This is a genomic window from Bradyrhizobium sp. C-145 (assembly GCF_023375135.1).
In the GTDB taxonomy this organism is placed as follows: Bacteria; Pseudomonadota; Alphaproteobacteria; order Rhizobiales; family Xanthobacteraceae; genus Bradyrhizobium; species Bradyrhizobium zhanjiangense.
Map to the genome: position 1 here is coordinate 2,090,886 of NZ_CP088150.1, position 21,672 is coordinate 2,112,557.

The window sequence follows — 21,672 nt, forward strand, 5'->3', positions numbered from 1 at the left end:
GCTGGGACACTTCGGTCAGACGGCAGCTTTGGGACGGATCGACCTGAGGCCGGCGCCTGGCGGCTGCGACCATACGCACAGCATTGCCATCATGATCAGGAATGGAGCCATCGCGAGGTTGCCGCCGCCGAGCTGATAGCAGGCCAGCATTGTCAATGCGAGCATCGAGTTGTCTTTCCTGAATATCGAGAGGATGAGATAGAACAGGAAAATCAGTAGCCCGATAATTCCGTAATCCGCGACGAGCTTGAGAACGGGATTTCCGCTGCCGCCAAAGTAGGCAGGCGAGCGTTCCAACCCGCCGGGCCCGGACCCGATAAGCACTCTGTCGGTCTGAAAGAGATAGTCCCAGGTCTGTAGTTGTGCGACGTAGCGAGCATAGCCGCTCGACTTGGTTGAACTGAATTCATCAAGCCGACTAACGATGGGATCAAAAGGTTCCGGTGCAACGAGGTACGTTGTGCCGATCACCAAGGCAACGGCCGCCCCGATGGCGATAACCCGCAGTGATTTGAGCGGAGCAATCAGGGGATAGGCACCGAGGGACACGACGAGCACCAGGAGGCCAGATCCGGACCGAGTGAGCACGTACGAGATGGCGTACAACGGAAGATAGGCAAGTCGCCGCAAAACGAACACATCGACGATAACACCTATAGCGAGCAATTGAGACAGCGCTCCCGGCTCCATCGGGAAAAACCCGTTCGCGCGCCGATTCAAAGACCCATAAAATTCCACCGCATTTTGATTGTAGGCGGACTCGACGAGGACCGGATCGAGCGCCGGGATTGCATCCTTGAACGAGAAGATGCGTATTCCGCCGAATTGAAGAACGATCTGGACGATTGCCAGAACGGCGCACAGGCGAACATAGAACAGGAAGACGGGAAGGACCGCCTCGTTCGAGAATCTCGTCGAGGGTCCAAACAGGAAGATCGAATTCGTGACAAGAACCATCGCAAGTGATGCCGCACTGGTCTCGACACCGCGATCGGGAGATTCGGCTGCGGCGACCGCGCTGAAGAGAAACCAGACGACGACGAGTCCGAATGCGAGAGTCTGCGGCCCGCGAATGCTCACCAGACCAACCCACCATCCCCACGCGACGAGCGCGAAGAATCCGAACAGCGAAAAGAAGATCTGTCCGGTTCCGATGAGGAGTCCGAAGCGCTGCATGCAAATGCACAGAATGAAGGCGATATGCGCGAAAATGACGCTGTTGGTCTCGTCGCTTGACGCTGCTGCAGCGCGCTTGTTAGACGAGGTTCTGGCTGGGAATGTGTCGAGGCTCACCATGTTAGGACTCGTCGATTACTGCTTCTTGGCGCCTCGGTTGGTGGGTACGTCTGAGCGCAGGGCAACGATCGCGGTCGATCTTGGTCTCGCTCGTGAGGCTGTTCACCCTCTATACTTGAGCCTGTAGTGACTTCCCACATGGAACACGACACGAGCGCAAGATTTAACCCTTACGTTCATGGTGCCAGAGGTTTGTTTTGCCTCATGGTATTCGTCTATCACGTCGTTCATTCCGGCCTCCCGACGTTCGATCTGTTTGCCAGGGGGCTGTTGGGGGAAGCGCTGCAGACCGGAAAATTCGGTGTCGAGTTCTTCTTCGGCATCAGTGGAATCGTGATTCTGCCAAGCCTGTATCGGGCATCCTCGGTCGTGACCTTTATTCTTGATCGCTATGCGAGGATCCTTCCTGTGCTCTGGGCGACCGTGTTCGCGATCGCTATTTTTGGCTGGCTTTCAGGAAAGGGTCCAAGTCTGCTGCTGGTTGGTGCAAATCTATTGGCGCCGCCTCCATTTATTGACATCATCCAGATCAATCCCGCCGCGTGGTCGCTCGGATACGAATTCCTGTTCTATGCAGTATGTGCTGTCGTTTTCCTGACCAGCGGCGTCAGTCGGCCGCTGGCCCTGGCATTAGCCGTCAGTTCGCTGATCTTGCTCGTGTACTATCCCCGCGCGCTCCTGATGATTGGTGGCGTGCTCATTGCGGAGAAGTACTTATCGTCGATCTTGTTGCAATCCCTGGCGAAGTACCCGGCGATCTTCTTCGTGCTGTTCCTGACTGTCTGGAGAGGCCTCGAGCTTGCCAGCGCAACAGACTACGTTGGCTTTGTCACGCCGGCATATTTGTCATTCCATGACTGGGTCTCTGCTTTTCCATTTGTTGTTCTTGGTGGCGTCTTCGGGACTATTTTCCTGCTCGGCATGTCCCGAGGAAACGGTCTGTTCGGAAGAATGCTGCGTTGGCAGGTGATGCAGTGGCTGGGAACGATCAGCTTCAGTTTTTATCTCTGGCCGCCGATCGTCATGGCCGGGGTCAAGCTGATCATGCATCGAACGGGCATGATCGATGCATTGGGGAGCGGATCGCAACTGTTTTTCCTCCTGGTCTCGCTTCCGCCGTCGCTTATCGTAGCAACGATCAGCCATCGCTTCCTTGAAGTGAAGGTGACGGGACAGATTCGAAAACGGCTCGATAGGGCTTCGGAAGCGAAACCGGCCGTCCGGCCGATCATTCAAGCACTCGACGGCACTCAGGGAGGGAACCTGATCGAGGAACAGTCAAATGTTCTTGATTGTTCGACCAGTCAGCGCCCCAAAACGATCGCAAGTTGACTGTCTATTCGGGAAAAAGCCGCAGAGTCGTGCGCTTGATTGTGCCGGCTTGCGACGTGGCAGCATAACCGTTGCCATCGTCTTTGCGCATTGGACCGGCACAGCGTTTCCCGGCCGGGCTAACAGCCGAACCGAAAGGACCTCGTTGATGATCGCAGCCGTGCGCAGGCAAGTCCTTTGTGTCGCCTCGATACTCGTTGCACTCGGATCCGCAACGCCGGCCTGGTGCGCTGGCTGGGAGCTGGTTTTTTCGGATGAGTTCAACGGCGACAAGCTTGATCGAACCAAATGGGCCACCCGATACATCTACAACAACGAAACGATGGATCGTTTCAACGATGAAAAGCAGCGCTACCGCGACAACCACGTGGTGTCCGAAGGTGCGCTGAATCTGACTGCAAAAAAGAATGAGGGGACGGACACGTTCGATTCCGCGATGATCCGGAGCCATCAGACATTCTACTACGGCTACTATGAAGCGCGGGTCTTTCTTCCGAATGCGCGGGGATCGTGGCCGGCATTCTGGCTCGAAGCCGATTACGACATCGATGGAAAGTTCTGGCATCCGCCGGAGATCGACATTTTCGAGTACGTCATCAATGGCGTGGAAGACAAGCCGAACATGCTGCACTCGAATGCCATGAGTAAAGATAAGTGGACGCCGCAGTCCTACACGTATCTGGACAACTCGTTCGTGCTCAGGTTTCAGGACATGGTCAGCAAGGAGGATCTGAACAAGGACTGGCATATTGCTGGCTTCGTTTGGGCTCCTGACCGCATTTCGTTCTTCTGGGACGGCCGTCTCGTCTACACGCGCATGTATCAGTGGCTCAGGAAGGACGGCCAGTTGGGGCCGCCGGCGCACATCGATCTCAATTTCGCCATCGGCGGAGCAGCCTGGGCCGGCCGGCACGGGATCGATGACGCGGCTTTTCCGCAGACGTTCAAGATCGACTACGTTCGCGTCTGCCAGTTCACGTCCTCTGAGCGGGGGAGCCGAAAATGCGGCCCGAGCGACGTGACACCGGATCCGAATGAATTTGGATATAGGGCGGCGCTCAACGACATGCCCAAGCCGACATTCCTTAATGTTACGAATGTGGTAGCGGATAAGAAGCCGGATGCGGGGGTATTGTCACTGAGCACAACCGATCCGCTCAAGATCGAAATTCCGATCAAGATTCCGGACGACTATCCGACAAATCGAACGCTTCATGCCTACGTCTTCGATGCAACAACCGGCGTCATGGTCGCATCGGCAAAGAAGCCGCTGCAACAGGTCTCTCGCAAGGAAGGGGAAGATGGCGTCAGCGTGATCGAATTTGCGCTGCCGGCCGTGCCGCGTGAAGGGAACTATCTGCTGGGCAGCAAACTGACGGCTGAGGTCGCGGGCGAGGTCGGCCCCAAAGAAGTCCCAGTTGCTTGCGACACCACGGTGATCCAACCAAAAAAAGCCAGATCTTGCCGTCTACTGTCGCTGCATGTGCGCCGCTGATCGGAGGGGTGCATCCAAAGGTTGCATCAAGCTCCGTCTGATCTGGATCAAGCCGAGTACCGCTGATTGCGATCGGCACGCTGTCCGAAGGTCGGTCTGAATTTTGCTTTGGCCATGGCACGTGAGCCGTCATGCGGGCTTGCCTGTCACGGTCAGTGTCTCTTGCAATGGTAGTCGTCCATGAACTCAAAGGTTCGCGCCGTCAGGCAAATCCTCCGTGGTGCATTGCGCGGCAGCCCGAGCCGGCTTTGTGATCATCGCACGTGGCGAAGTGAACATCCGCATACTTGGCTGACTGCCGTCGAGGAAGAGGTACTGGCGCGGAAGCCGCCGGTTCGATTCGGCAGCCGCGACGCAGGTTTCGGTGAAAGCGTTGACAACAGAATGCCCGAGCTAGGCATTCTCCGCCTGGACAAGGCCCGCATCCTCGGTCCCGACGGCTGGCTCGTGACGGAGGATGGATCGCTGCTCTACGAGAGCACCTGGTACGGATCGTCGTTCTCGCGCCATCCGCGATCAATTGCCTACGGGACGCCGCTGCCGCTAAGCGGCACCTGTCTCTCGCTGGCGAGTGATTTCGCCGGAGGAAACTATGGGCACTTCCTGCTCGACTGCCTGGGACGCTTGGCGCTATTTCAAAAAAGTGGCCTGTCGCTCGATGATGTCGATTGGGTCTATTTGCCCAAGCCTGCGTCCGAAACGGCAGCCAAACTCGTTCGCCGGCTTGGAATTCCAATGCACAAGTGCGTGTGGGCAGCCCAGGAGGATATCCAGGCCGATCTCGTAATCGGCACTTCGTTTCCAGGCTTGCGACGGAACTATGCGCCATGGCTTACGGAGTTCTTCCGCTTACAGGTAGCCAAGTCGCCGCTTCGTCACGACAGGCGCGTATACGTTCCGCGCAAAGGACAAAGGAAGATTGCCAACGAAGAAGAGCTGATGCCTGCACTGAAAAAGTTCGGCTTCCAGGTCTACGACTTTGATGACGTTGAGGATGAAGCGGCGTTTTTCTCGGAATGCTCGATTGTCGTTGGCCCACATGGTGCGGGGCTCACCAATCTCGTATTCTGCTCGCCTGGAACGAAAGTCCTGGAGCTGATCCCTTCAGACCACGTGCATCCCTACTACTACACGATCGCAACGTCCGCCGGCGCGGACTATTCTTACATCGTGGGGGATAGCCAGGGAACGCGCCCGCAGGGAGCGTTTGGGCCCAGTCCATTCGATTTCGAGGTTGCGCCTGACATCTTCAAGCGCGCACTGGAGGCCATCTGTCAATGAACGAGCATTGAAAATGGTCGCTATTGGTGCGCGTACGGCGCCCCCTTTGTCGAAAAATTCAATCGCCATCGGAGCTGCCTGGATCGGCGTGAGCCGGCTGGTGGTTGCCAGTCTCGGCTTCCTGAACACGCTCATATTGGCAAGAATGCTCACGCCGGAGGATTTCGGCCTGGTTGCCGTCGCGACGGCCATCATTGCTGTTCTGACGTCGATGACTGAACTGTCCCTGGCATCGGCGCTCATTCACCATAAGGATCCAAGTGAAGATCAATTCCACGCCGCATGGACGTTGAGCCTGGCTCGCGCCTGCTTGCTCGCACTCTTGCTGTCGTTGCTCGCTTATCCGGTGTCTTTGTCCTACGGCGATGGACGTTTGATTCCGATCCTGTTGGTCCTGAGCTGTTCGATCGTGATATCCGGCCTTCGAAATCCGATGCTAGCGATGATGCAGCGTCAACTCGTCTTCTGGCAGGAATTTGTGACGAGCAGCAGCCGGGCGCTCGCTACCATCCTCGTCTCCTCCGGGATCGCCATTTGCTTCAGGAGCTACTGGGCGCTGATCGCCGGGGCTGTCGTCGCCAACTTCATCGATGTCGTCGCCTCTTATCTGATCCAGCCGTTCCGACCGAAATTCCGGATAAAGGGTAGCCGCTCTCTATTCTCGTTCTCTGTGTGGCTATCGCTCGGACAGGCCGTCAGCACGCTGAACTGGCGTTTCGACCAGATCATCATTGGATATTTTCTCGGGAAATCCGCCCTGGGTGGATATGTGCTGGGCAGCGACCTGGCCGCGACGCCGACACGAGAAGCAACAAATCCGCTTGCCGGGACGCTGTTTCCCGCGTTCGTGAGGCTGAGGGACGACAAAGCCGCCCTTCAACGAGCTTATCTGTCGGCGCAAGCAATGCTGTGTGCGATCGCCTTTCCGGCCGGGTTCGGTTTCGCGTTGATCGCCGATCAATTCGTTCCGCTTGTGCTGGGTGAGGCCTGGGCAGGCGCGACAATCGTGATCCAGCTCCTCGGTGGTGCAATTGCGTTGCATACGCTCAGCGCGACCGTCCAACCCCTTGGTCTGGCGCTTGGGCAGACGCGCAGGTTATTTCATCGCGACGTTGCGATCCTAATCGTGAGGCTGCCTGTCATTGTTGCGGGCCTGTGGGTAGGAGGGTTACTTGGCCTGCTGGTAGCTCGCGTGGCGGTTACGCTTGGCGGTGTCGTCTACAACATGGTCCTGGTCCGCGAATTGATCGACACTTCTGTCTCCCGGCAATTTCTCGTGAATCTGAGGACCGCTTTGTCCACCTGCACGATGATCATTGTCGGTCTTCTGACCAATTTGGCCTTCATCACATCTGTTGGCCATGAGTCTCACGTCTATGCTCGGTTGATCGCTGTTGTTCTCGTGAGCGCGCTTGCCTATGTCGGGTCACTCTTTGGATTCTGGCGAGCGACAGGCTCGCCGGCCGGGCCCGAGCGTGAGATCCTGCGAATCCTCGGCGCAATCGCCAACAGGTTCGGGAAAATGGGAAAATCGTCGATGACAATTAAGCAGTCGGGTGAGCAATATGAATGAAAGGTCGAAGCGCCGCGTCGCGCTGATTACGGGCGTCACCGGTCAGGACGGTGCCTATCTCGCTGAGTATCTGGTTGGCCTGGGCTACGTCGTCCACGGCATCAAGCGGCGATCGTCCTCCTTCAACACCGCCCGTGTCGATCATCTCTATCAGGATCCGCATGCCGGCGATGTGCCGTTCCTGATGCATTACGGCGACATGACGGATTCGACAAACCTGATCCGCCTGATGCAGCAGATCCGGCCAACCGAGATCTACAATCTGGCTGCACAGAGCCATGTGGCGGTCAGTTTCGAGAGCCCGGAGTACACCGCGAATGCTGACGCGATCGGAACGCTGCGGCTATTGGAGGCGATCCGCATTCTTGGCATGGAAAAGGAGACGCGGTTCTATCAGGCGTCCACCTCCGAGCTCTACGGCCTCGTGCAGGAAGTGCCGCAGAAGGAAACGACTCCCTTTTACCCGCGCTCCCCTTACGCGGTGGCGAAGCTCTACGCCTATTGGATCACGGTGAACTACCGCGAGGCCTACGGCATGTTCGCCTCGAATGGCATTCTCTTCAACCACGAGAGCCCGATCCGCGGCGAAACCTTCGTCACCCGCAAGATCACGCGTGCCGTTGCCCGCATCGAGACGGGCCTCGAAGAGACGTTGTATCTCGGGAATCTCGAGGCCAAGCGCGACTGGGGCCACGCCAGGGATTATGTCGAAGGCATGCACATGGTCCTGCAGGCCGACCGGCCCGACGATTTCGTGCTGGCAACCGGGGAGACCCGCTCGGTGCGCGAGTTCGTGGAGCTCGCCTTTGCCGAAGTCGGCCGCAAAGTCGAATGGCGGGGCAAGGGCGTCGAGGAAACCGGTATCGACAAGAAGTCAGGCAGGATCGTCGTGCGAATCGATCCGACCTATTTCCGTCCTACCGAGGTCGATCTCCTGATCGGCGATCCCAGCAAGGCGCGCGAGAAGCTTGGCTGGAAATCCAGGACCCCGTTCGCGCAACTGGTCAAGGAAATGGTGGCTTCCGATTTGTTCGAGGCCAGGCGAGAGGTTGCCAATGGCAAGCAATCCATTTGAACTTGCCGGCAAGACCGTCTTCGTCGCCGGCCATCGCGGCATGGTTGGCTCCGCGTTGGTGAGGCGGCTTGCGACGGAAAATGTCGAGCTGCTGACGGTGTCGCGGAGCGAGGTTGACCTGCGTGACCAGGCCGCCGTCGATAGATGGTTCGCTGCAAGGCGTCCGCAGGCAGTGTTCCTTGCTGCCGCCAAGGTCGGCGGCATCGTCGCCAACAATACGCTGCGCGCCGAGTTCCTCTACGAAAATCTCGCGATCGCGGCCAACGTCATTCACGCTGCGCATGTCAATCGATGCGAGAAGCTGATGTTCTTTGGCTCCTCCTGCATCTACCCCAAACTGGCAGTCCAGCCGCTGCGCGAAGAGTCGATGCTGACTGGCCCGCTGGAGCCAACCAACGAACCCTACGCGATCGCCAAGATCGCCGGCATCAAGATGGTCGAGGCCTATCGCAGCCAGTATGGTTCAAACTTCATCAGTGTGATGCCGACCAACCTTTACGGTCGCGGCGACAACTATCATCCCGAATACAGCCACGTCGTCGCGGCGTTGATCCGCCGCTTCCATGAGGCCAAGACGTCGGGGGCGAAGAACGTCGTGGTGTGGGGCACCGGCACGCCGCGGCGCGAATTCCTCTTTGTCGACGATCTGGCGGACGCCTGCATCCACCTGATGAAGACCTATTCGAGCGGCGAGCTCGTCAACATCGGCACCGGCGTGGACATTGCGATCGCCGAATTTGCACGCCTAGTCGCGGCGACCGTCGGCTATTCCGGCGAGATCAGCTTTGACACCTCGCGCCCCGACGGCACCCCACGCAAATTGCTCGACGTCAACCGGTTGGCGAAGCTGGGTTGGCGGGCCAAGACCTCGCTCGAGGATGGGCTCAAGTTGGCCTATCAGGCATATCTCAGCGAAAACCGTCAGGCGGGGGAATAGGGACCGCGCCTCGTCATTGCGAGCCAACGGTCGCGCATCGGCGCGCCCGCTGTCAGCGGCTGGCGCGATTCATCGGCGCGGCCACGGGGCGATCACTCCGGAGCGAACCAGCATTTCGGCAGCACGACATCATCCCTGTTTGCGACGTTTCTCCTATCGAGGTCGTGAGGAAACCTTCTCGCAGGCGTCCGGCGAGAAACGCGATCCTTGCGCAAGAACGAGAATTCCATGATCGGCGGGACCTTGAAGTCCCTGTATTCGATGGGTTTGAAGTAATTGTTTGGATGAATGTGTACGACGTCGAAGTGCTTGGTGATCTTCTTGAAAACAGCGCCGATCAGCTTGAGTCCGATCGGATTGAGAATTCTGTCCAAGGAATGGAACTCGATGATTATGATCCTGAAGCGCTTCAAGTACTCCCAGCTCGTTTCAATGAGAACTTCGTACTCGCCGCCTTCAATGTCCATCTGGAGGATGAGGTCGCCGGTGTGAGGGCCCTTTCTCGACATCCAGTTCTCTAGAGTCATGAACTTGGCATTGTTTTCGTTTCCGAGGAATTTCTTTTCGAAATCGAGGAGGTCATTGTGGATCGCGGGTGCATCCACCGAGAAGTCAGCGAGGAAACATGGGATGCCGCGTTCGGCAAGGCCGAGCTCGAAGTCAGAGACGTTGTAGACGCCCGGTGAAAAGCAGCCGACGCATCCATCCAGGTCGTCCGGAACCAGATAGCCGCCATCAGCCGATCCGCCCAGTCGAATCAACTTCTTGTCCGTCACGACAGGGAAAAGGTCCCGGAAGAACTCCCTGAGCTCCTCCTCCTTTGAGGTGCCGGATATCATAAAGTCGTTATCGAGCAGGCGTGCCTTTACGTAGTCTTTCAACAAACCAATCATGCAGTTCACTCCGAACTCGCTAACGCACCTGGGTGCGGGCTTGCTGCAAGAAGCGGCACTCCCGTAGGCTCGATGCCTATGTTCGTTGCGATGAACACATTTGCCTGCCTTAGGACTTCAATAGATTCGATTTTTGTCATGAATATGTGCGGTGTTGTCGCTAAGGCGGCGTTGCCGAGACTTGCCTTTTGGCTGCTAAGCCGATCTATTCCGTGCTCTGGAACCCGGTCAGCTTCCGCATCGGTAGGGACGCCGAGGGAGCGCGCGTGTTAGAGGCAGAAGCCGGCTGAGTGCGAAAGATCGAATGACCGACGCGGGAAGCTCGGCAGCGCAAAAGTCCGGCGTTGCGGTCAAGTCCTTCGCGCAACCGTAGCGAGTGCCTCGCGCAATGGCAGAAGTGGGTTTGACGAATGCGAAGTTTGGGTGATGCATCAGAAGCGGTTCGATGCTGTGATGCGACCGGTGGCGCCGAAGAGCTCAGGACGATGGCCGAAAAGCCCATGAAGGATTCTCGTTCCCTCATTACCGAGTTACAGAATGAAATCGACAGGGTCATCGGGCCTCATCTGGAGGGCGTCGAGAATTTTGCGCTGGTGGATTTCCCCAACCACTCAAATGTGGGCGACAGCGCCATATGGTTGGGTGAAGAGACCTATCTGCAGAAGAAGCTAGGCAGAGCACCGTCCTACGTCTGCACCTATGACACCTGGTCAAGGGAAGAGTTTGAAAGAGCCGTTCCTGCCGGACCTATCCTTATCCATGGTGGGGGCAATTTCGGCGACCTGTGGCCCAGCCATCAGGAGTTTCGGCTCAGGCTTCTGTCGGAGTTTCCGGATCGCCAGATCATCCAGTTGCCGCAAACCATACACTTCTCCTCGGCGGCAAGTCTCAAGCGCGCCGCGGACATTATCAACTCGCATAAAAAGTTCCGGATTCTGGTCCGCGACGTGCAAAGTTTGAATATCGCGACAAAGGAATTTACGGCGCCCGTCGATCTCTGTCCGGACATGGCGTTCTGTCTGGGGGCGCAGAGCTCGCCAGCAGCAATAACCAGGAAATTGTTGCTGCTGCTCCGAACCGATCACGAGAAGGTGGAGCGAAAAGGTTTCCCTCCGCTCCCAAACGTTGCAGTTGTCGAGGACTGGCTCGTCGAACGACGAGGCTTGGGAAAGTGGTTGTTTGTGAAGGCGCTGCTTGAGACGGCGCTCCTCGTGCTCAAGGGCAGGAAGCCGTCAGAGCTCGATGTGCGTATTCGCTGGTTTCACCTTCTGGCGTCGAACCGTGTAGCCCGCGGAATGAGACAAGTTGGATCGTCGGCCTATGTGATCACGGACCGGCTTCACACGCACATTTTTTGCGTGTTGTTGAATGTGCCGCACTCGGTCCTTGACAACAATTATGGGAAAATCAGCACCTTTGTCGATGCCTGGAGCAAGCCCTTCGAAAAGTTGAGCCGGCCATTGAGCACGAGTGTGGCCGAGGCACTCGCAAAATTTCTTGGCGGTTCCGCCCCGACGGATCAAGGTTGAAGGTCGAGCATCATCGTCGGTCCGGGCGGCTCGCCGCATCGTGCGCGTGGACGGTGAACGTCGTCGTCCTCTCTGTCGTCTGGCCCGCATTGTTTGCGCAGGATATTGTCAGCTTGCTGACCCCTGTTGCCGTTGGGCCGCCGCTGATCAGTCCGGTGGATCGGTCAAAGGAGAGCCCCCGCGGCAGTCCTTTGACGGACAAGATCTTCGGCATCATGACCCCGACATCGCACTCCGCATAGACATCGTGGTGGTAGCTGTCGCCTGCGGCGGCTGAAAGGGGGCCCGTCGTCACGCGCGGACCGCGATTGATGGAGAATCGCACCGGCTCCATCGTTGAGCCGTCAGGTTTGTAGCCGTAAACGACGACATGAGACCGTCCGGCATTGCCCTTGCCGGCGGTGAAGTCCGCCTTGATCGTGCGCGACACCGCATCGTAGGAAATTCCTTCCGGGAATTGCGTAAAGGTTGTCTGCTCCGTCATGTCGGGTTCGGAGCTGTCATAGGGTATGACCTGGACGAATTCGGTAACGCTTGCATCACCCCAGAGGGCCTTGGCGCTCGGCAGCACAATCTTGCCGTTGCCGTCGTAATCGACATTGAGATCTGCGACCGAAACCAGCGGCTTCCAATGCTTGACGCCTGTCGTCCGCCAGCCGCGGATCCAGTCGACATCGAGATAGGCGCCGGTCGCCGAGCTGGCCCACGCTGCGGCGTCATACGCCTCGCCCGCGAACGTGTTGTTGAATATGTGTGACGTCAGCAGCACAAATGAGGGCATATTCTTGGTATTGGAATCCACGCCGGCAAACTGGGATCGAAGCGCGCCATCGACGTAGAGTTGGGTGTTTCCACCGTTTCGAAAGACAAAGCTGAAGACGTGGAACGCGCCGTCCATATAGTCGAATGGTCCGGCGCTGTTGTCGGTCGAGATTGCCCCCGAGGTATGGACGATATTGCTGAAGTGCATCCCTTGGGAGTTGCATTCCAGATCCCACTCGTTGCCGGTTGGATTGAGCACGGGTGCGACCGAATAGGTCCAGAACGCGGGATGAAAGCCGGCCGGATTTGTAAGCCTGGGGCTGAACCGGGCACGCATCTCGATGATGACGGCGTTGGTGGTCGGGTAGTATGCAAACGCCCCGGCGGTATGAATCATCGCGGAGAGGTGCGGCCGCACGCCTTCGTTGATGGATCGGTCGGTCGGCGTAAGGAATGCCTGCTCGCGCGCTGTTGCCTTGCGCGCTCCGAGGCGCAGGACCGAGCCGGAGACCGACATGTTGTCGAAGCCAACCGCGACGCCGCGGTTGCGGTCCTTGTAGCCTGTGGTCAGCGGGTCGGCATCAAAAGCCGTCCCGAGCGACGTGGTATTGCCGCGGATGCCTGGATGATAGGCGCCAGTCGGGAAGAACTTGCCGCGAGGGTTTGCAGGACCCACGATATCGAGAGTGTTGAATTCATCACCCCACGACAGCGTATAGCTCGCATACAACCCGCTGCCATTCTGGCCGATGACGGCGCCGCCGACGACCTGGCTGCGTTCCTTAAACAGCGGGATGAGTCCATCATTGATAGCGCCAAGATAAATTACTGAGGCACCGACAACCAATGACGCGACGGACAATGCTGCAATGGTGCTGGTGAATCGATGCTTTGATGGCATCCGCGCCTCTTTGCTTGAGACCATCGCGACTTTCGCGATGTACATGTGTCACTCGTCTGTGAGGAACCGTTGGTTCGATCCAAGGCCTCCGAATGCGGACCGCTTTAGGTATAGCCGCAGATTTCGCTGTGCTTTACGAGACAAGAATGTGAAATGGCCACCAGCATGGCAACCGCCGGGCACGTGCCGCGTCCTTGTCAGCAGAGACAAGTTCGCGGTAATCGTTTGGAGATCACGTGCAATACGGTTCCCAATCAAGGTGTCGGACTGATCAATCCATGGGCAGCAATCTCAGAATTGTGGCGATTAGTTTGGCCGGTTCCGTGCGCCGCGAGCGCGCGAGTGCAAATCTGGAGTCGCTTGAGATTCCATGGACTTTCTTTGATGCCTTGCGTGTGCCGGCCAAGGGGCTCCCGCAATATGATGAAGCGCTGGCCATCCGCTTTTGGGGCAGGGGCCTTTCACGGGCCGAGATCGGCTGCGCAGCGAGTCATATGAGCGTCATGGCGCAAGTGGCAGCGTCAGATGCCGACAATTCATGGACACTTGTGATCGAAGACGACGTCATTCTCGATACCGGGTTCAGCTTTCGATCGCTTCCGGACATCTGCAAGGCTGCCGAGATCGACTATCTACGGCTGTATGGACGACACATGGCGCCGTGCAAGCACGTTGCCTGGCTGGATCAGCGGGAATTGGTGCGGTTTGAGCGTGCGCCAATGGGAACGCAAGCGTATCTGATCTCCGGCCATGCCGCGCGTCGATTCATCGACAGCGTGACAACGATCCATCGGCCGATCGACTGGGAGATGGACCGCTTCTGGGCAAATGGCCTCCACAATTATGCCTTGTTTCCTTTTCCGTGCCTTGAGGCGACGCTGACATCTTCGATCGCAAAGGCGGCGGAGTCGGTCCGCGAGCCTAGTGCGTTTGACAGAGCGGCTCGGTTTGCGTGGAAATCGAAGGAATATGTTCTGCGCCTGTCGGAAAATATCCGCCTTCGCCAGTCCGACAGGCGAATTCGCGCCCGCCTCGTCGGCGCAACCGGTCTTTCCGGGCCAATGCCGGAGACAATTCGTACGATCGAAAGCGCGTGATTGACGCCCGGAGTGCGCCGGACGAGATCTGACGAGGCGGGTTGCCTTTGCGCCGTTGCCCCTCAGGCGGGCTTGCCGCGGATGACACTTCCGAACCTGACGAGCGGCCTCAGGAGTTCTGCCCTGTTGAACCGGAGCATGATCAGCTGGTACGCAAGCCAGGAAGGGCTCAAGAACAACCCTGTGAACCAGACGATATGAGAGGCGGCGGCGCGCCAATGTGTGGTCGTGGTCAGCGCAAGCCATATCCCACGGCGGAGAAGTGAACTCGACGTGTCCGCGTCCTGCCCAACATAGCGCAGTCCCAATTTACGCGACGCGAGGCGATAGTTGACAAAGACGATCTCGTTATCGATCGGCCGTGCCGCTTGCACGTGCATGGACTTCCTGTCGCAATGTGCCTTCAGGATATCGAACTCGGCGACGCGGAACCCGATCTGCCTAGGAAAATCCGGAAAGCGCTGCGCCCGGCCCTTCGCGTCATTTCGGCTGATATTTCTGCCATGGAGCCGATATTGCCCCAGGGTTTCCTGCACCGTGATCACGTCTCCGTAAAGAGGCGCGATCGTGTTGAGGGCGCCGTCATATCCGACGGGCGGGTTGAGGGGGATGACCTGTCGAAGAAACTCTCGGGAGTACGCATTTCCCGACATGACTGGCCAGATGTACGTTCCCGACCGGGTAAATTCTGCGTGCACATCGTCTGGTGCATAGGATTCAGGAAACGCACAAAACGAGCGCCCAAGTCGCCTGCCGGCGCCATCGATGATGTCCAGATTGAACTGAACTTTCGAAACACCTTCACGCCAGTGCGCGGCGACGTTTTCGACCGCCGTCGGCATCAGGATGTCGTCCGCATCGAGGAACAGCAGTACATCGCCTGTCGCCGCGCGATACCCAACTTCGAATGCTGCGATGTTGCCCTGATTTGCCTGAAATATGGCTCGAATCCTGTCACCATAGCCGGCGATGATCTGGCGGGAACCGTCGATCGATCCGTCGTCGACGACGACGATCTCGTCCGCCGGACGGGTCTGATTCAACGCGCTGTCGATTGCCAATCCGACATACCGTTCGTAATTGTAGACAGTTATGACGATGCTGATCTTCAACGCGTGTCGCTCACAATTTGAAGGTGACAGAAGAGGCTATCAATCCATGCCTTGATGAGCCAGAAGTAATTTCACGGTCCGCAAAGCATGGTTGGTGAGGCAATCGCATGAAAATCGCTCTGATCGATCCGTCACTGTTTACTTGGCCATATGATCTTAAATTAGCCAAAGGATTGACCGATATTGGGCATGCAGCCAGCATTGTCGGGCGCCAGCTCGGGCGGAAGCCCTCCGTTGATGAAGACCTGTTTCTTGACCGGCATTTTTATCCGGGATTGCAGTCGCGCTTTTTCAAGAGACTTCCACGCAACGTGCAGCTGGGGCTGAAGGGCCTCAGTCACGCTGAATCAATGACACGGCTGATCAGGCGCTTCAGGAAGACGCCGCCCGATGTGATCCATTTTCAATGGGCGCCGCTGGCAATCGTCGACAGCCAGTTCATTCCCAAGTTCAGGAGGGTCGCGCCAACGGTTCTGACCGTCCATGACTCGAATCCGTTCAATAACAATCCGAGCTCGCGGATACAGCGAATTGGCGTGTTCAGCATTCTGCATTGCTTCGACCATCTTATCGTTCATACGACCGTTGCGCGCGATCGCCTGCTACGCGTTGGTATCCCGGACGAAAAGATATCCGTTATCGCGCACGGATTGCTGACGGATCATATCACCCGACCGGCCGACGAGCCCTCGGCCGGGGACGGGCGCGTTCAAATACTCCTGTTCGGCAAGATAAAGCCCTACAAGGGCGTCGACGTCATGCTTCGCGCGCTTGCGCTGCTTCCCCGAGAGGTGAGGGCGAATTGCGTGGTGAAGGTCGTGGGCTGGCCGGAAATGGCGATGGAGCCGCTGTTTGCGATGGTGAAGGATCTGCAGCTCGAAGACCATGTCGAATTCGACCTGCGTTTCGTTCCGGAAGATGAAGTGACCTCGCTGGTCGCGCGCGCTGACATCCTGGCTTTTCCGTACCGGGATATCGACGCATCGGGTGTGCTGATGCTGGCGATCGCGGCGGGACGCCCGATCGTCGCTTCGAACCTTGGAACGTTCTCGGAATGGCTGAGCGATCGGGCAGAGGGGACGCTCGTTCCTCCAGGTGATCCCGCCGCATTGTCCCGGACGCTCGAGCGCTTGATCAGCGACCCCGATTATCGAAACCGCAAGAGTCAAGGAATGCTGGATCTGCGAGACTCGGTGCCGACGTGGACCTCGATTGCACGCCTGACCGAGGCGGCCTATGCGAAGGCGGGCCGGCGTGTGGGCGCGCCGGCCAGTGCCCAGGTTCTGCAGGGTTCAGGAAACTGAAGGGGTCATCTGCCAGGTGGCCTGGCGGATCGACAGGATGCCCCAGAAAAAGCCAAGTGCCCACGCGAAGTGCATCACGACAGCGGCCGGCAGTGCAAGCAGCCCGCAAATGGAGCGATGTTTTACTGCAATCATCATTGCGATCAGCGCCAGTATCGCCAGATAGGCCGCCGGCAACGTCAACAGCAGCGGCGCCGCCGGCGACAGCACGATGGCGCCGAGCGTCAATGCAACATGAGTGGGCACCAGGAATTGACGCAGTCGCAACGATCCTGGATGCCGTCTCACCGTTCTCGATCGACCACGCCCGTAGTTGAAGTACTGCTTCGCCAGACTCAGAAAACTCGACCGCGGTCGATATGAAAGGCGGATGTCCGAATCCAGAAATATCCGGCCGCCGAGTGCACGCAGCCTGCAGTCAAACTCTGCATCTTCATTGTGAGTGAAGGTTTCATCGTAACCACCGGCCCTGCGAAAGGCATCGATGGTCATCGCCGCATGGTGCCCGTGATCGACAAAGCCGCTTTGCTTTCCGCCGCGATGTGCCGATCCGCCCGAACCGACCTTGGTGTCCGAGACCCAGGCGACGGCCTTTTGCAGGCAGCCGTCACCTCGGGAGTCCATGGGGACCACGACCGAGTCGGCCTTGCGCTCGTCCAGAGTCTTGAGGAGGCTCGAAACATAATCGGCTGGATATTCGCAATGGGCGTCACACCGCACCAGGACCTGCGCCGCAGCACCATAGACTTGTATGGCTAGATTGACCCCGGCACTCTGCAGCCGCTGGGGATTGCGCAACAGATGGACGCCGCGAATCTCCCTGCCGAGCTGGCGGACAATGTCAGGCGTCCCATCGGTGCTGCCGCCATCTGCAACCACTATCGTGCGATCCTCGTCGAGACTGTCCCGCGCCAGATTGCGGACAACGGTCTCGATATGGGAAGCCTCGTTCAAAACGGGTACGACGATCAGGACGTTTCTGGACACGGTTTAGCTGCCACTTGCCATTGTTTGCTCAATCCGTTGGCAGGCGCGGGAATGGTCGTTGATGCACGCCAAAGGACGAACCGACGGTCCGTCAAAAGAATGGCCAACTCGTGACTGCTTCTTTTGATGCATCGATCAGCAAGTGGGCTTACCGATGGCGCCTTAAAATGGGCGATCTATTCTGCGTGAATCGTGAATAGCGCGTGCCCCGATCGCTTGAAGATCGGAAGCGAACCGGACTGGGAGCGATATGTGAGAGCTGTTGTTGTTGCCGTCGCTTTGTTGCTAGCGGTCTGTCATCCTGCATCGGCCGATCCGATGACGTTGGATTTCTCATGGCGCGGGGCGCACGGCTGTGTCACGCTGTTCCCAAATCCGGAGATACGTCTGCGCAACATTCCCGCCGGTGCCACTTCGATGACGCTCACACTTGCGGAAGGCGCTCGCGAAATGGGAGGCCAGAACGTTCCGGTTCCGAGCAATGGCGTCGTGCCATCGGGGACGATCCGGACATTTGGTCCTTGCAAGCCGGGTCTGTATGAATGGACCGCCCTCGTGAAATCATCGACGGGACAGGTTCTATCGGAAGCGCATCAGGCGCGATTCTATCCCGCGGATGAAACCGTAGCGAAGCAATAACTTCGCAACATCAATCCATGTATTGCACCGTTTCGGGCCTTTGCAACTGCGCGTGGCAGCTCCACGCGTCTGCGCGCCGCCGTTTGATCGTACGAATGACGCCACAATCCATCTAGATATGATTTGATGGAATTTGGAATATTGGAGATCAAGAACAAGGTCGTTCTTCGTGACAAGGAGTTGAGTGTTGTTGGCGCGAAGGTTGATTAAGCCGCGTAACGATTTTACCGGTCCGACAAATTTCGGTAGTCCCCCACCTCCGACCGATGCGCAGCGCGCGGACGCGGCGAGATGAAGAAGACCGTTCTGGTCACCGGCGGTGCCGGCTACGTCGGCTCGCATTGCTGCAAGGCGTTTGCGACGGCGGGTTGGAACGTCGTGACGCTCGACAATCTTTCCCGGGGCTGGCGCGATGCGGTGCGCTGGGGACCGTTGGTCGAGTGCGATATTCGCAATTCAACCGGCGTGCGCGCAGTGCTGGACACCTATAAGCCAGACCTCGTCGCGCACTTTGCGGCGCTGGCTTATGTCGGCGAATCCGTGGCTGATCCCGCCATCTATTACGACAATAACACGAGAGGAACGCTTGCCCTCCTGGAGTCAATGCGAGCGGCCGGCTGCTCGCGCGTGCTCTTTTCCAGCACGTGTGCCAGTTACGGAGTACCCAAGCACACCCCGATAGACGAAACACATCCGCAGGCGCCGATTAATCCCTATGGTTGGTCCAAGATGATCATCGAGCGTATGCTGGAGGACTTTGGTCGCGCGTACGAGATGTCGTCGGTTTCGCTGCGCTATTTCAACGCGGCGGGCTGTGACCCTGACGGCGAGCTCGGCGAGCGCCACGAACCGGAAACGCATGCCATTCCGCTGGCGATCGAAGCAGCGCGCCGACCCGATCGGCCTTTCACCATTCTGGGAACGGACTTTCCGACGCCGGATGGCAGTGCAATCAGGGACTATATCCACGTCAATGACCTGGCGCAGGCGCACCTTCTCGCAGGTGACATGCTGGTGGCTCGAGGCGGTACTCATGTCTTCAATCTCGGTACAGGGGTTGGCACGAGTGTGCTCGAACTAATAAAGGCCGTGAAGCGTGTCTCCGGAGACGATCCGGTCGTCCGCCGCGGCCCGCGCCGCGCGGGCGACCCGCCCATGCTCGTCGCCTCCTTTGCCAAAGCCAAGCGGGAGCTCGGTTGGAGCCCGCGCCAATCCGGGATCGATTTCATTATTGAGACTGCGCTCAGGTGGAGCGATAGCAACCCGCCGGCATGATTTCGCACGACGATGATGGACACCCCATTCGCAGGAATTGGACTGGGAAGAGGCGTGGCGCATGTCTCCGTGACGTCGGCGTCCGATGTTGCGGTAACGACATTGAACGAGGGCATGACGGTGTTCTGGCGCGCCGACCAGCCGATCGGCCATGTGCTGATGCATGAAGGCCAGATAACCGACGCCAGGATCGATCATATCGACGACGCCTTCCTGTCAGCCGTCGATTCCCAAGTGCGAATCCCGACGAAAGTGAGGCTCTCGGCGAGCGTGGTGATCTGCACGCGCGACCGTCCGGAGGAGCTGAAAAAATGCTTGTCGTCGTTGCCGCGGCAGACCCATCCTCCCCGAGAAGTCATTGTGGTGGACAATGCATCGCGCGATCGGCGGACGCGGGATGTCGCGTTGGCCGCGGCAGCAACCTATATTCGCGAGGAGCGACCCGGTCTGGATATTGCGCGCAATGCCGGCGCGCTCCAGGCGACCGGAGATATTGTCGCCTATACGGACGACGATGTGCTGCTTCACCCGCGTTGGCTGGAGCAACTGACATGTGCGTTTGACTCCCCCCAGATCGGTGCGGTGACTGGGCTGGTGCTTCCCGCCGAGCTCGCGACCGAGGCGCAACGGCATTTCGAGACGTATTGGGGATTTGGCAAAGGCTATCGCGAACAGGATTACGACAGCGCAGCCTTCCGATCGCATCGCGGCCAGGTCCTTCCCGCGTGGGACATCGGCGCCGGAGCGAGCATGGCGTTCCGGCGCGAGGTGTTTCAGGCCGTCGGGCTTTTTGATGAGCGACTGGACGTCGGTCAGGCCGGCTGCTCGGGCGACTCGGAATACTGGTATCGATTGCTCGCGGGCGGCTACACGTGTCGTTACACTCCGGCGTCAATCGCATTCCACTTTCACCGCAGGACAATGGATGGCCTGGCCAGCCAGATCTATCACTACATGCGCGGTCATGCGGCAGCGCTTTTGGTGCAGTATGAAAGAACGGGAATCTCGGCGAACCGGCGTCTGGCCTACTATCGCAAGCCGCGTTGGTACTTCTCTCGGCTGCTCCGGAAAGTAGTGGAAGGAGACAACATTCGCGACCGCTTCCTGAAGGAGGAGGTGACCGGATATCTCGCCGGATTGCTGTTCTATCATCGTCGAAGGTTTCGCAGATGACGGCCCATCCGCGTACGTCCGTCGTGATCGCCGCCCGCGATGCTGCAGGGACCGTTGCTGAAACGCTTGACAGCGTGCTCGCGCAGAGCGCCGCCGACTGGGAGGCGCTTGTCGTGGATGACGGTTCGACCGATGCCACGGCCGCGATCGTGGCTGAATACGTGGCGCGGGATTCCCGCTTTCGGATTCTGCAGACTGGCGGAGCAGGCGCTTCCGGTGCCCGCAACAAGGGAATTGCAAGCGCGCGCGGCGAACGAATACTGTTCCTGGACAGTGACGATTGGATTGATCGATCCTTCCTTGCGCGGATGAATGCTGCGCTGGATCGCGATCCCGCGGCGGTGGCCGCCTATTGCAACTGTTGCCGGGTTATGCCTGACGGCAGTGAAACTCCCGTTCGCCGCGATCCGGCCATCCAGGACAACGCATTTGAACGGTTCGCCCGCACGTGTGCCACGTTCATCCATGGCGTGCTCGTCCTAAAGGGCGCGGTCGCAAAGGTTGGTGGCTTTGAGACCAGTCTCCGCACGTGCGAAGATTGGGACCTATGGCAACGGATCGCTCGCTGCGGCGGCAGGTGGATCCATGTCGATGAGAAATTGAGCTATTATCGAACAAGCGACCGTTCTCTGACACAAGACGTCAAACGGATGCTGGCCGATGCGCAGGTGGTCATTGCGCGCGGATTTTCCAGCGATAAGCGCGTCAGCGAGCCGGCACCTGCACATCGGTCTGGAGCATCAACTGCATATGGCAGCGCCGCGACGGCGTACGCGTATTTCGCGCTCTGGTGCGCCGGAGTTGAATGCGGCCGCAGGAACGCCAGCGATCCATCGCTGGAAACGCTCAGCGACATTCCAAAGACCGAGACAACGGCGGACTTCATTGCCGCTGTTCTGCTCGATGCCGTGACGGTCGGGGCAAGAACGGTGCCCGCCAAGCTGGCGGAACGGTGGCCGCAATACGGGGAGGGCGTAACCAACCTCATTTCAGCGATCGGTCGCGCATGGA

At 58.3% G+C, this 21,672-nt stretch carries 17 protein-coding genes and 1 pseudogene; 13 read left to right on the top strand and 5 right to left on the bottom strand.

Features of this window, described 5'->3' with window-relative positions; all coding sequences use genetic code 11:
* Nucleotides 1-15: 15 nt before the first annotated feature.
* Entirely contained in the window at nucleotides 16-1,296 is a 1,281-nt protein-coding gene (locus LRP30_RS09605) for a hypothetical protein (RefSeq protein ID WP_128938145.1), read from the bottom strand.
* Between the two features lie 138 nt (nucleotides 1,297-1,434).
* Between LRP30_RS09605 and LRP30_RS09610 the strand changes: the two genes are divergently transcribed.
* The 6 genes from LRP30_RS09610 to LRP30_RS09635 all read left to right on the top strand — a co-directional run bounded on the left by LRP30_RS09610 (nucleotide 1,435) and on the right by LRP30_RS09635 (nucleotide 8,989).
* Entirely contained in the window at nucleotides 1,435-2,628 is a 1,194-nt protein-coding gene (locus LRP30_RS09610) for an acyltransferase (RefSeq protein ID WP_249760158.1), read from the top strand.
* Between the two features lie 148 nt (nucleotides 2,629-2,776).
* On the top strand, nucleotides 2,777-4,123 hold the full coding sequence (locus LRP30_RS09615; protein ID WP_249760159.1) for a glycoside hydrolase family 16 protein: 1,347 nt from the start codon (nucleotides 2,777-2,779) through the stop codon (nucleotides 4,121-4,123).
* A 180-nt stretch (nucleotides 4,124-4,303) separates the two neighbouring features.
* The gene (locus tag LRP30_RS09620) at nucleotides 4,304-5,404 is read left to right on the top strand and encodes a glycosyltransferase family 61 protein (protein WP_249760160.1); all 1,101 of its coding nucleotides are present in this window, start codon (nucleotides 4,304-4,306) and stop codon (nucleotides 5,402-5,404) included.
* A gap of 13 nt (nucleotides 5,405-5,417) precedes the next feature.
* A complete protein-coding gene (locus LRP30_RS09625; RefSeq protein WP_249761737.1) occupies nucleotides 5,418-6,977 on the top strand; it encodes a lipopolysaccharide biosynthesis protein in 1,560 nt (519 codons plus the stop codon).
* On the top strand, nucleotides 6,970-8,052 hold the full coding sequence (gene gmd / locus LRP30_RS09630) for a GDP-mannose 4,6-dehydratase (protein ID WP_249760161.1): 1,083 nt from the start codon (nucleotides 6,970-6,972) through the stop codon (nucleotides 8,050-8,052). The genes LRP30_RS09625 and gmd overlap by 8 nt, the downstream gene beginning before the upstream one ends.
* Nucleotides 8,033-8,989: a GDP-L-fucose synthase gene (locus LRP30_RS09635; RefSeq protein ID WP_249760162.1), complete on the top strand. Its 957-nt coding sequence runs from the start codon at nucleotides 8,033-8,035 to the stop codon at nucleotides 8,987-8,989. Before gmd ends, LRP30_RS09635 begins: the two co-directional genes overlap by 20 nt.
* Before the next feature lie 92 nt (nucleotides 8,990-9,081).
* On the opposite strand, the gene LRP30_RS09640 is transcribed toward LRP30_RS09635, so the two are convergent.
* The gene (locus LRP30_RS09640) at nucleotides 9,082-9,882 is read right to left on the bottom strand and encodes an FkbM family methyltransferase (protein ID WP_128935710.1); all 801 of its coding nucleotides are present in this window, start codon (nucleotides 9,880-9,882) and stop codon (nucleotides 9,082-9,084) included.
* A gap of 485 nt (nucleotides 9,883-10,367) precedes the next feature.
* Between LRP30_RS09640 and LRP30_RS09645 the strand changes: the two genes are divergently transcribed.
* Nucleotides 10,368-11,411, top strand: coding sequence for a polysaccharide pyruvyl transferase family protein (locus LRP30_RS09645; RefSeq protein ID WP_164934396.1), 1,044 nt, complete (start codon nucleotides 10,368-10,370; stop codon nucleotides 11,409-11,411).
* Nucleotides 11,412-11,421: 10 nt separating this feature from the next.
* Here the strand turns inward: LRP30_RS09645 and LRP30_RS09650 are convergent, their stop codons facing one another.
* Entirely contained in the window at nucleotides 11,422-13,119 is a 1,698-nt protein-coding gene (locus LRP30_RS09650; protein ID WP_249760163.1) for a putative Ig domain-containing protein, read from the bottom strand.
* 233 nt (nucleotides 13,120-13,352) lie between these two features.
* On the opposite strand from LRP30_RS09650, the gene LRP30_RS09655 reads away from it, so the two are divergent.
* Complete coding sequence (locus LRP30_RS09655; protein WP_249760164.1) at nucleotides 13,353-14,171, top strand: glycosyltransferase family 25 protein; 819 nt, start codon at nucleotides 13,353-13,355, stop codon at nucleotides 14,169-14,171.
* Nucleotides 14,172-14,233: 62 nt separating this feature from the next.
* On the opposite strand, the gene LRP30_RS09660 is transcribed toward LRP30_RS09655, so the two are convergent.
* Nucleotides 14,234-15,283 carry a glycosyltransferase gene (locus LRP30_RS09660; protein ID WP_249760165.1) on the bottom strand — a complete coding sequence of 350 codons (1,050 nt, stop codon included), beginning with the start codon at nucleotides 15,281-15,283 and terminating at the stop codon, nucleotides 14,234-14,236.
* 107 nt (nucleotides 15,284-15,390) lie between these two features.
* Between LRP30_RS09660 and LRP30_RS09665 the strand changes: the two genes are divergently transcribed.
* Complete coding sequence (locus LRP30_RS09665) at nucleotides 15,391-16,587, top strand: glycosyltransferase (RefSeq protein WP_249760166.1); 1,197 nt, start codon at nucleotides 15,391-15,393, stop codon at nucleotides 16,585-16,587.
* Here LRP30_RS09665 and LRP30_RS09670 read toward each other — a convergent pair.
* On the bottom strand, nucleotides 16,576-17,574 hold the full coding sequence (locus LRP30_RS09670) for a glycosyltransferase family 2 protein (RefSeq protein ID WP_249760167.1): 999 nt from the start codon (nucleotides 17,572-17,574) through the stop codon (nucleotides 16,576-16,578). The two genes, LRP30_RS09665 and LRP30_RS09670, sit on opposite strands and share 12 nt — an antisense overlap.
* 252 nt (nucleotides 17,575-17,826) lie before the next feature.
* Between LRP30_RS09670 and LRP30_RS09675 the strand changes: the two genes are divergently transcribed.
* The 4 genes and pseudogenes from LRP30_RS09675 to LRP30_RS09690 all read left to right on the top strand — a co-directional run.
* Nucleotides 17,827-18,213: a hypothetical protein gene (locus LRP30_RS09675; RefSeq protein WP_128938132.1), complete on the top strand. Its 387-nt coding sequence runs from the start codon at nucleotides 17,827-17,829 to the stop codon at nucleotides 18,211-18,213.
* Between the two features lie 291 nt (nucleotides 18,214-18,504).
* Nucleotides 18,505-19,488 carry a UDP-glucose 4-epimerase GalE gene (galE, locus tag LRP30_RS09680; RefSeq protein WP_249760168.1) on the top strand — a complete coding sequence of 328 codons (984 nt, stop codon included), beginning with the start codon at nucleotides 18,505-18,507 and terminating at the stop codon, nucleotides 19,486-19,488.
* 114 nt (nucleotides 19,489-19,602) lie between these two features.
* Entirely contained in the window at nucleotides 19,603-20,661 is a 1,059-nt protein-coding gene (locus LRP30_RS09685; RefSeq protein ID WP_249760169.1) for a glycosyltransferase, read from the top strand.
* Nucleotides 20,658-21,248 (top strand): annotated as a pseudogene (locus LRP30_RS09690) (glycosyltransferase family 2 protein); the annotation flags it as partial. The gene LRP30_RS09685 and the pseudogene LRP30_RS09690, both read left to right, overlap by 4 nt.
* Between the last annotated feature and the right edge of the window lie 424 nt (nucleotides 21,249-21,672).

Excerpts from the sequence above, each read along its gene's own strand:
- LRP30_RS09685 (WP_249760169.1), top strand. The coding sequence starts at position 19,603 with ATGACGGTGTTCTGGCGCGCCGACCAGCCGATCGGCCATGTGCTGATG.
- LRP30_RS09635 (WP_249760162.1), top strand. The coding sequence starts at position 8,033 with ATGGCAAGCAATCCATTTGAACTTGCCGGCAAGACCGTCTTCGTCGCC.
- gmd (WP_249760161.1), top strand. The coding sequence starts at position 6,970 with ATGAATGAAAGGTCGAAGCGCCGCGTCGCGCTGATTACGGGCGTCACC.
- LRP30_RS09615 (WP_249760159.1), top strand. The coding sequence starts at position 2,777 with ATGATCGCAGCCGTGCGCAGGCAAGTCCTTTGTGTCGCCTCGATACTC.
- LRP30_RS09610 (WP_249760158.1), top strand. The coding sequence starts at position 1,435 with ATGGAACACGACACGAGCGCAAGATTTAACCCTTACGTTCATGGTGCC.
- galE (WP_249760168.1), top strand. The coding sequence starts at position 18,505 with ATGAAGAAGACCGTTCTGGTCACCGGCGGTGCCGGCTACGTCGGCTCG.
- LRP30_RS09640 (WP_128935710.1), bottom strand. The coding sequence starts at position 9,882 with ATGATTGGTTTGTTGAAAGACTACGTAAAGGCACGCCTGCTCGATAAC.
- LRP30_RS09605 (WP_128938145.1), bottom strand. The coding sequence starts at position 1,296 with ATGGTGAGCCTCGACACATTCCCAGCCAGAACCTCGTCTAACAAGCGC.
- LRP30_RS09645 (WP_164934396.1), top strand. The coding sequence starts at position 10,368 with ATGGCCGAAAAGCCCATGAAGGATTCTCGTTCCCTCATTACCGAGTTA.
- LRP30_RS09620 (WP_249760160.1), top strand. The coding sequence starts at position 4,304 with ATGAACTCAAAGGTTCGCGCCGTCAGGCAAATCCTCCGTGGTGCATTG.
- LRP30_RS09655 (WP_249760164.1), top strand. The coding sequence starts at position 13,353 with ATGGGCAGCAATCTCAGAATTGTGGCGATTAGTTTGGCCGGTTCCGTG.
- LRP30_RS09650 (WP_249760163.1), bottom strand. The coding sequence starts at position 13,119 with ATGTACATCGCGAAAGTCGCGATGGTCTCAAGCAAAGAGGCGCGGATG.
- LRP30_RS09625 (WP_249761737.1), top strand. The coding sequence starts at position 5,418 with ATGGTCGCTATTGGTGCGCGTACGGCGCCCCCTTTGTCGAAAAATTCA.
- LRP30_RS09665 (WP_249760166.1), top strand. The coding sequence starts at position 15,391 with ATGAAAATCGCTCTGATCGATCCGTCACTGTTTACTTGGCCATATGAT.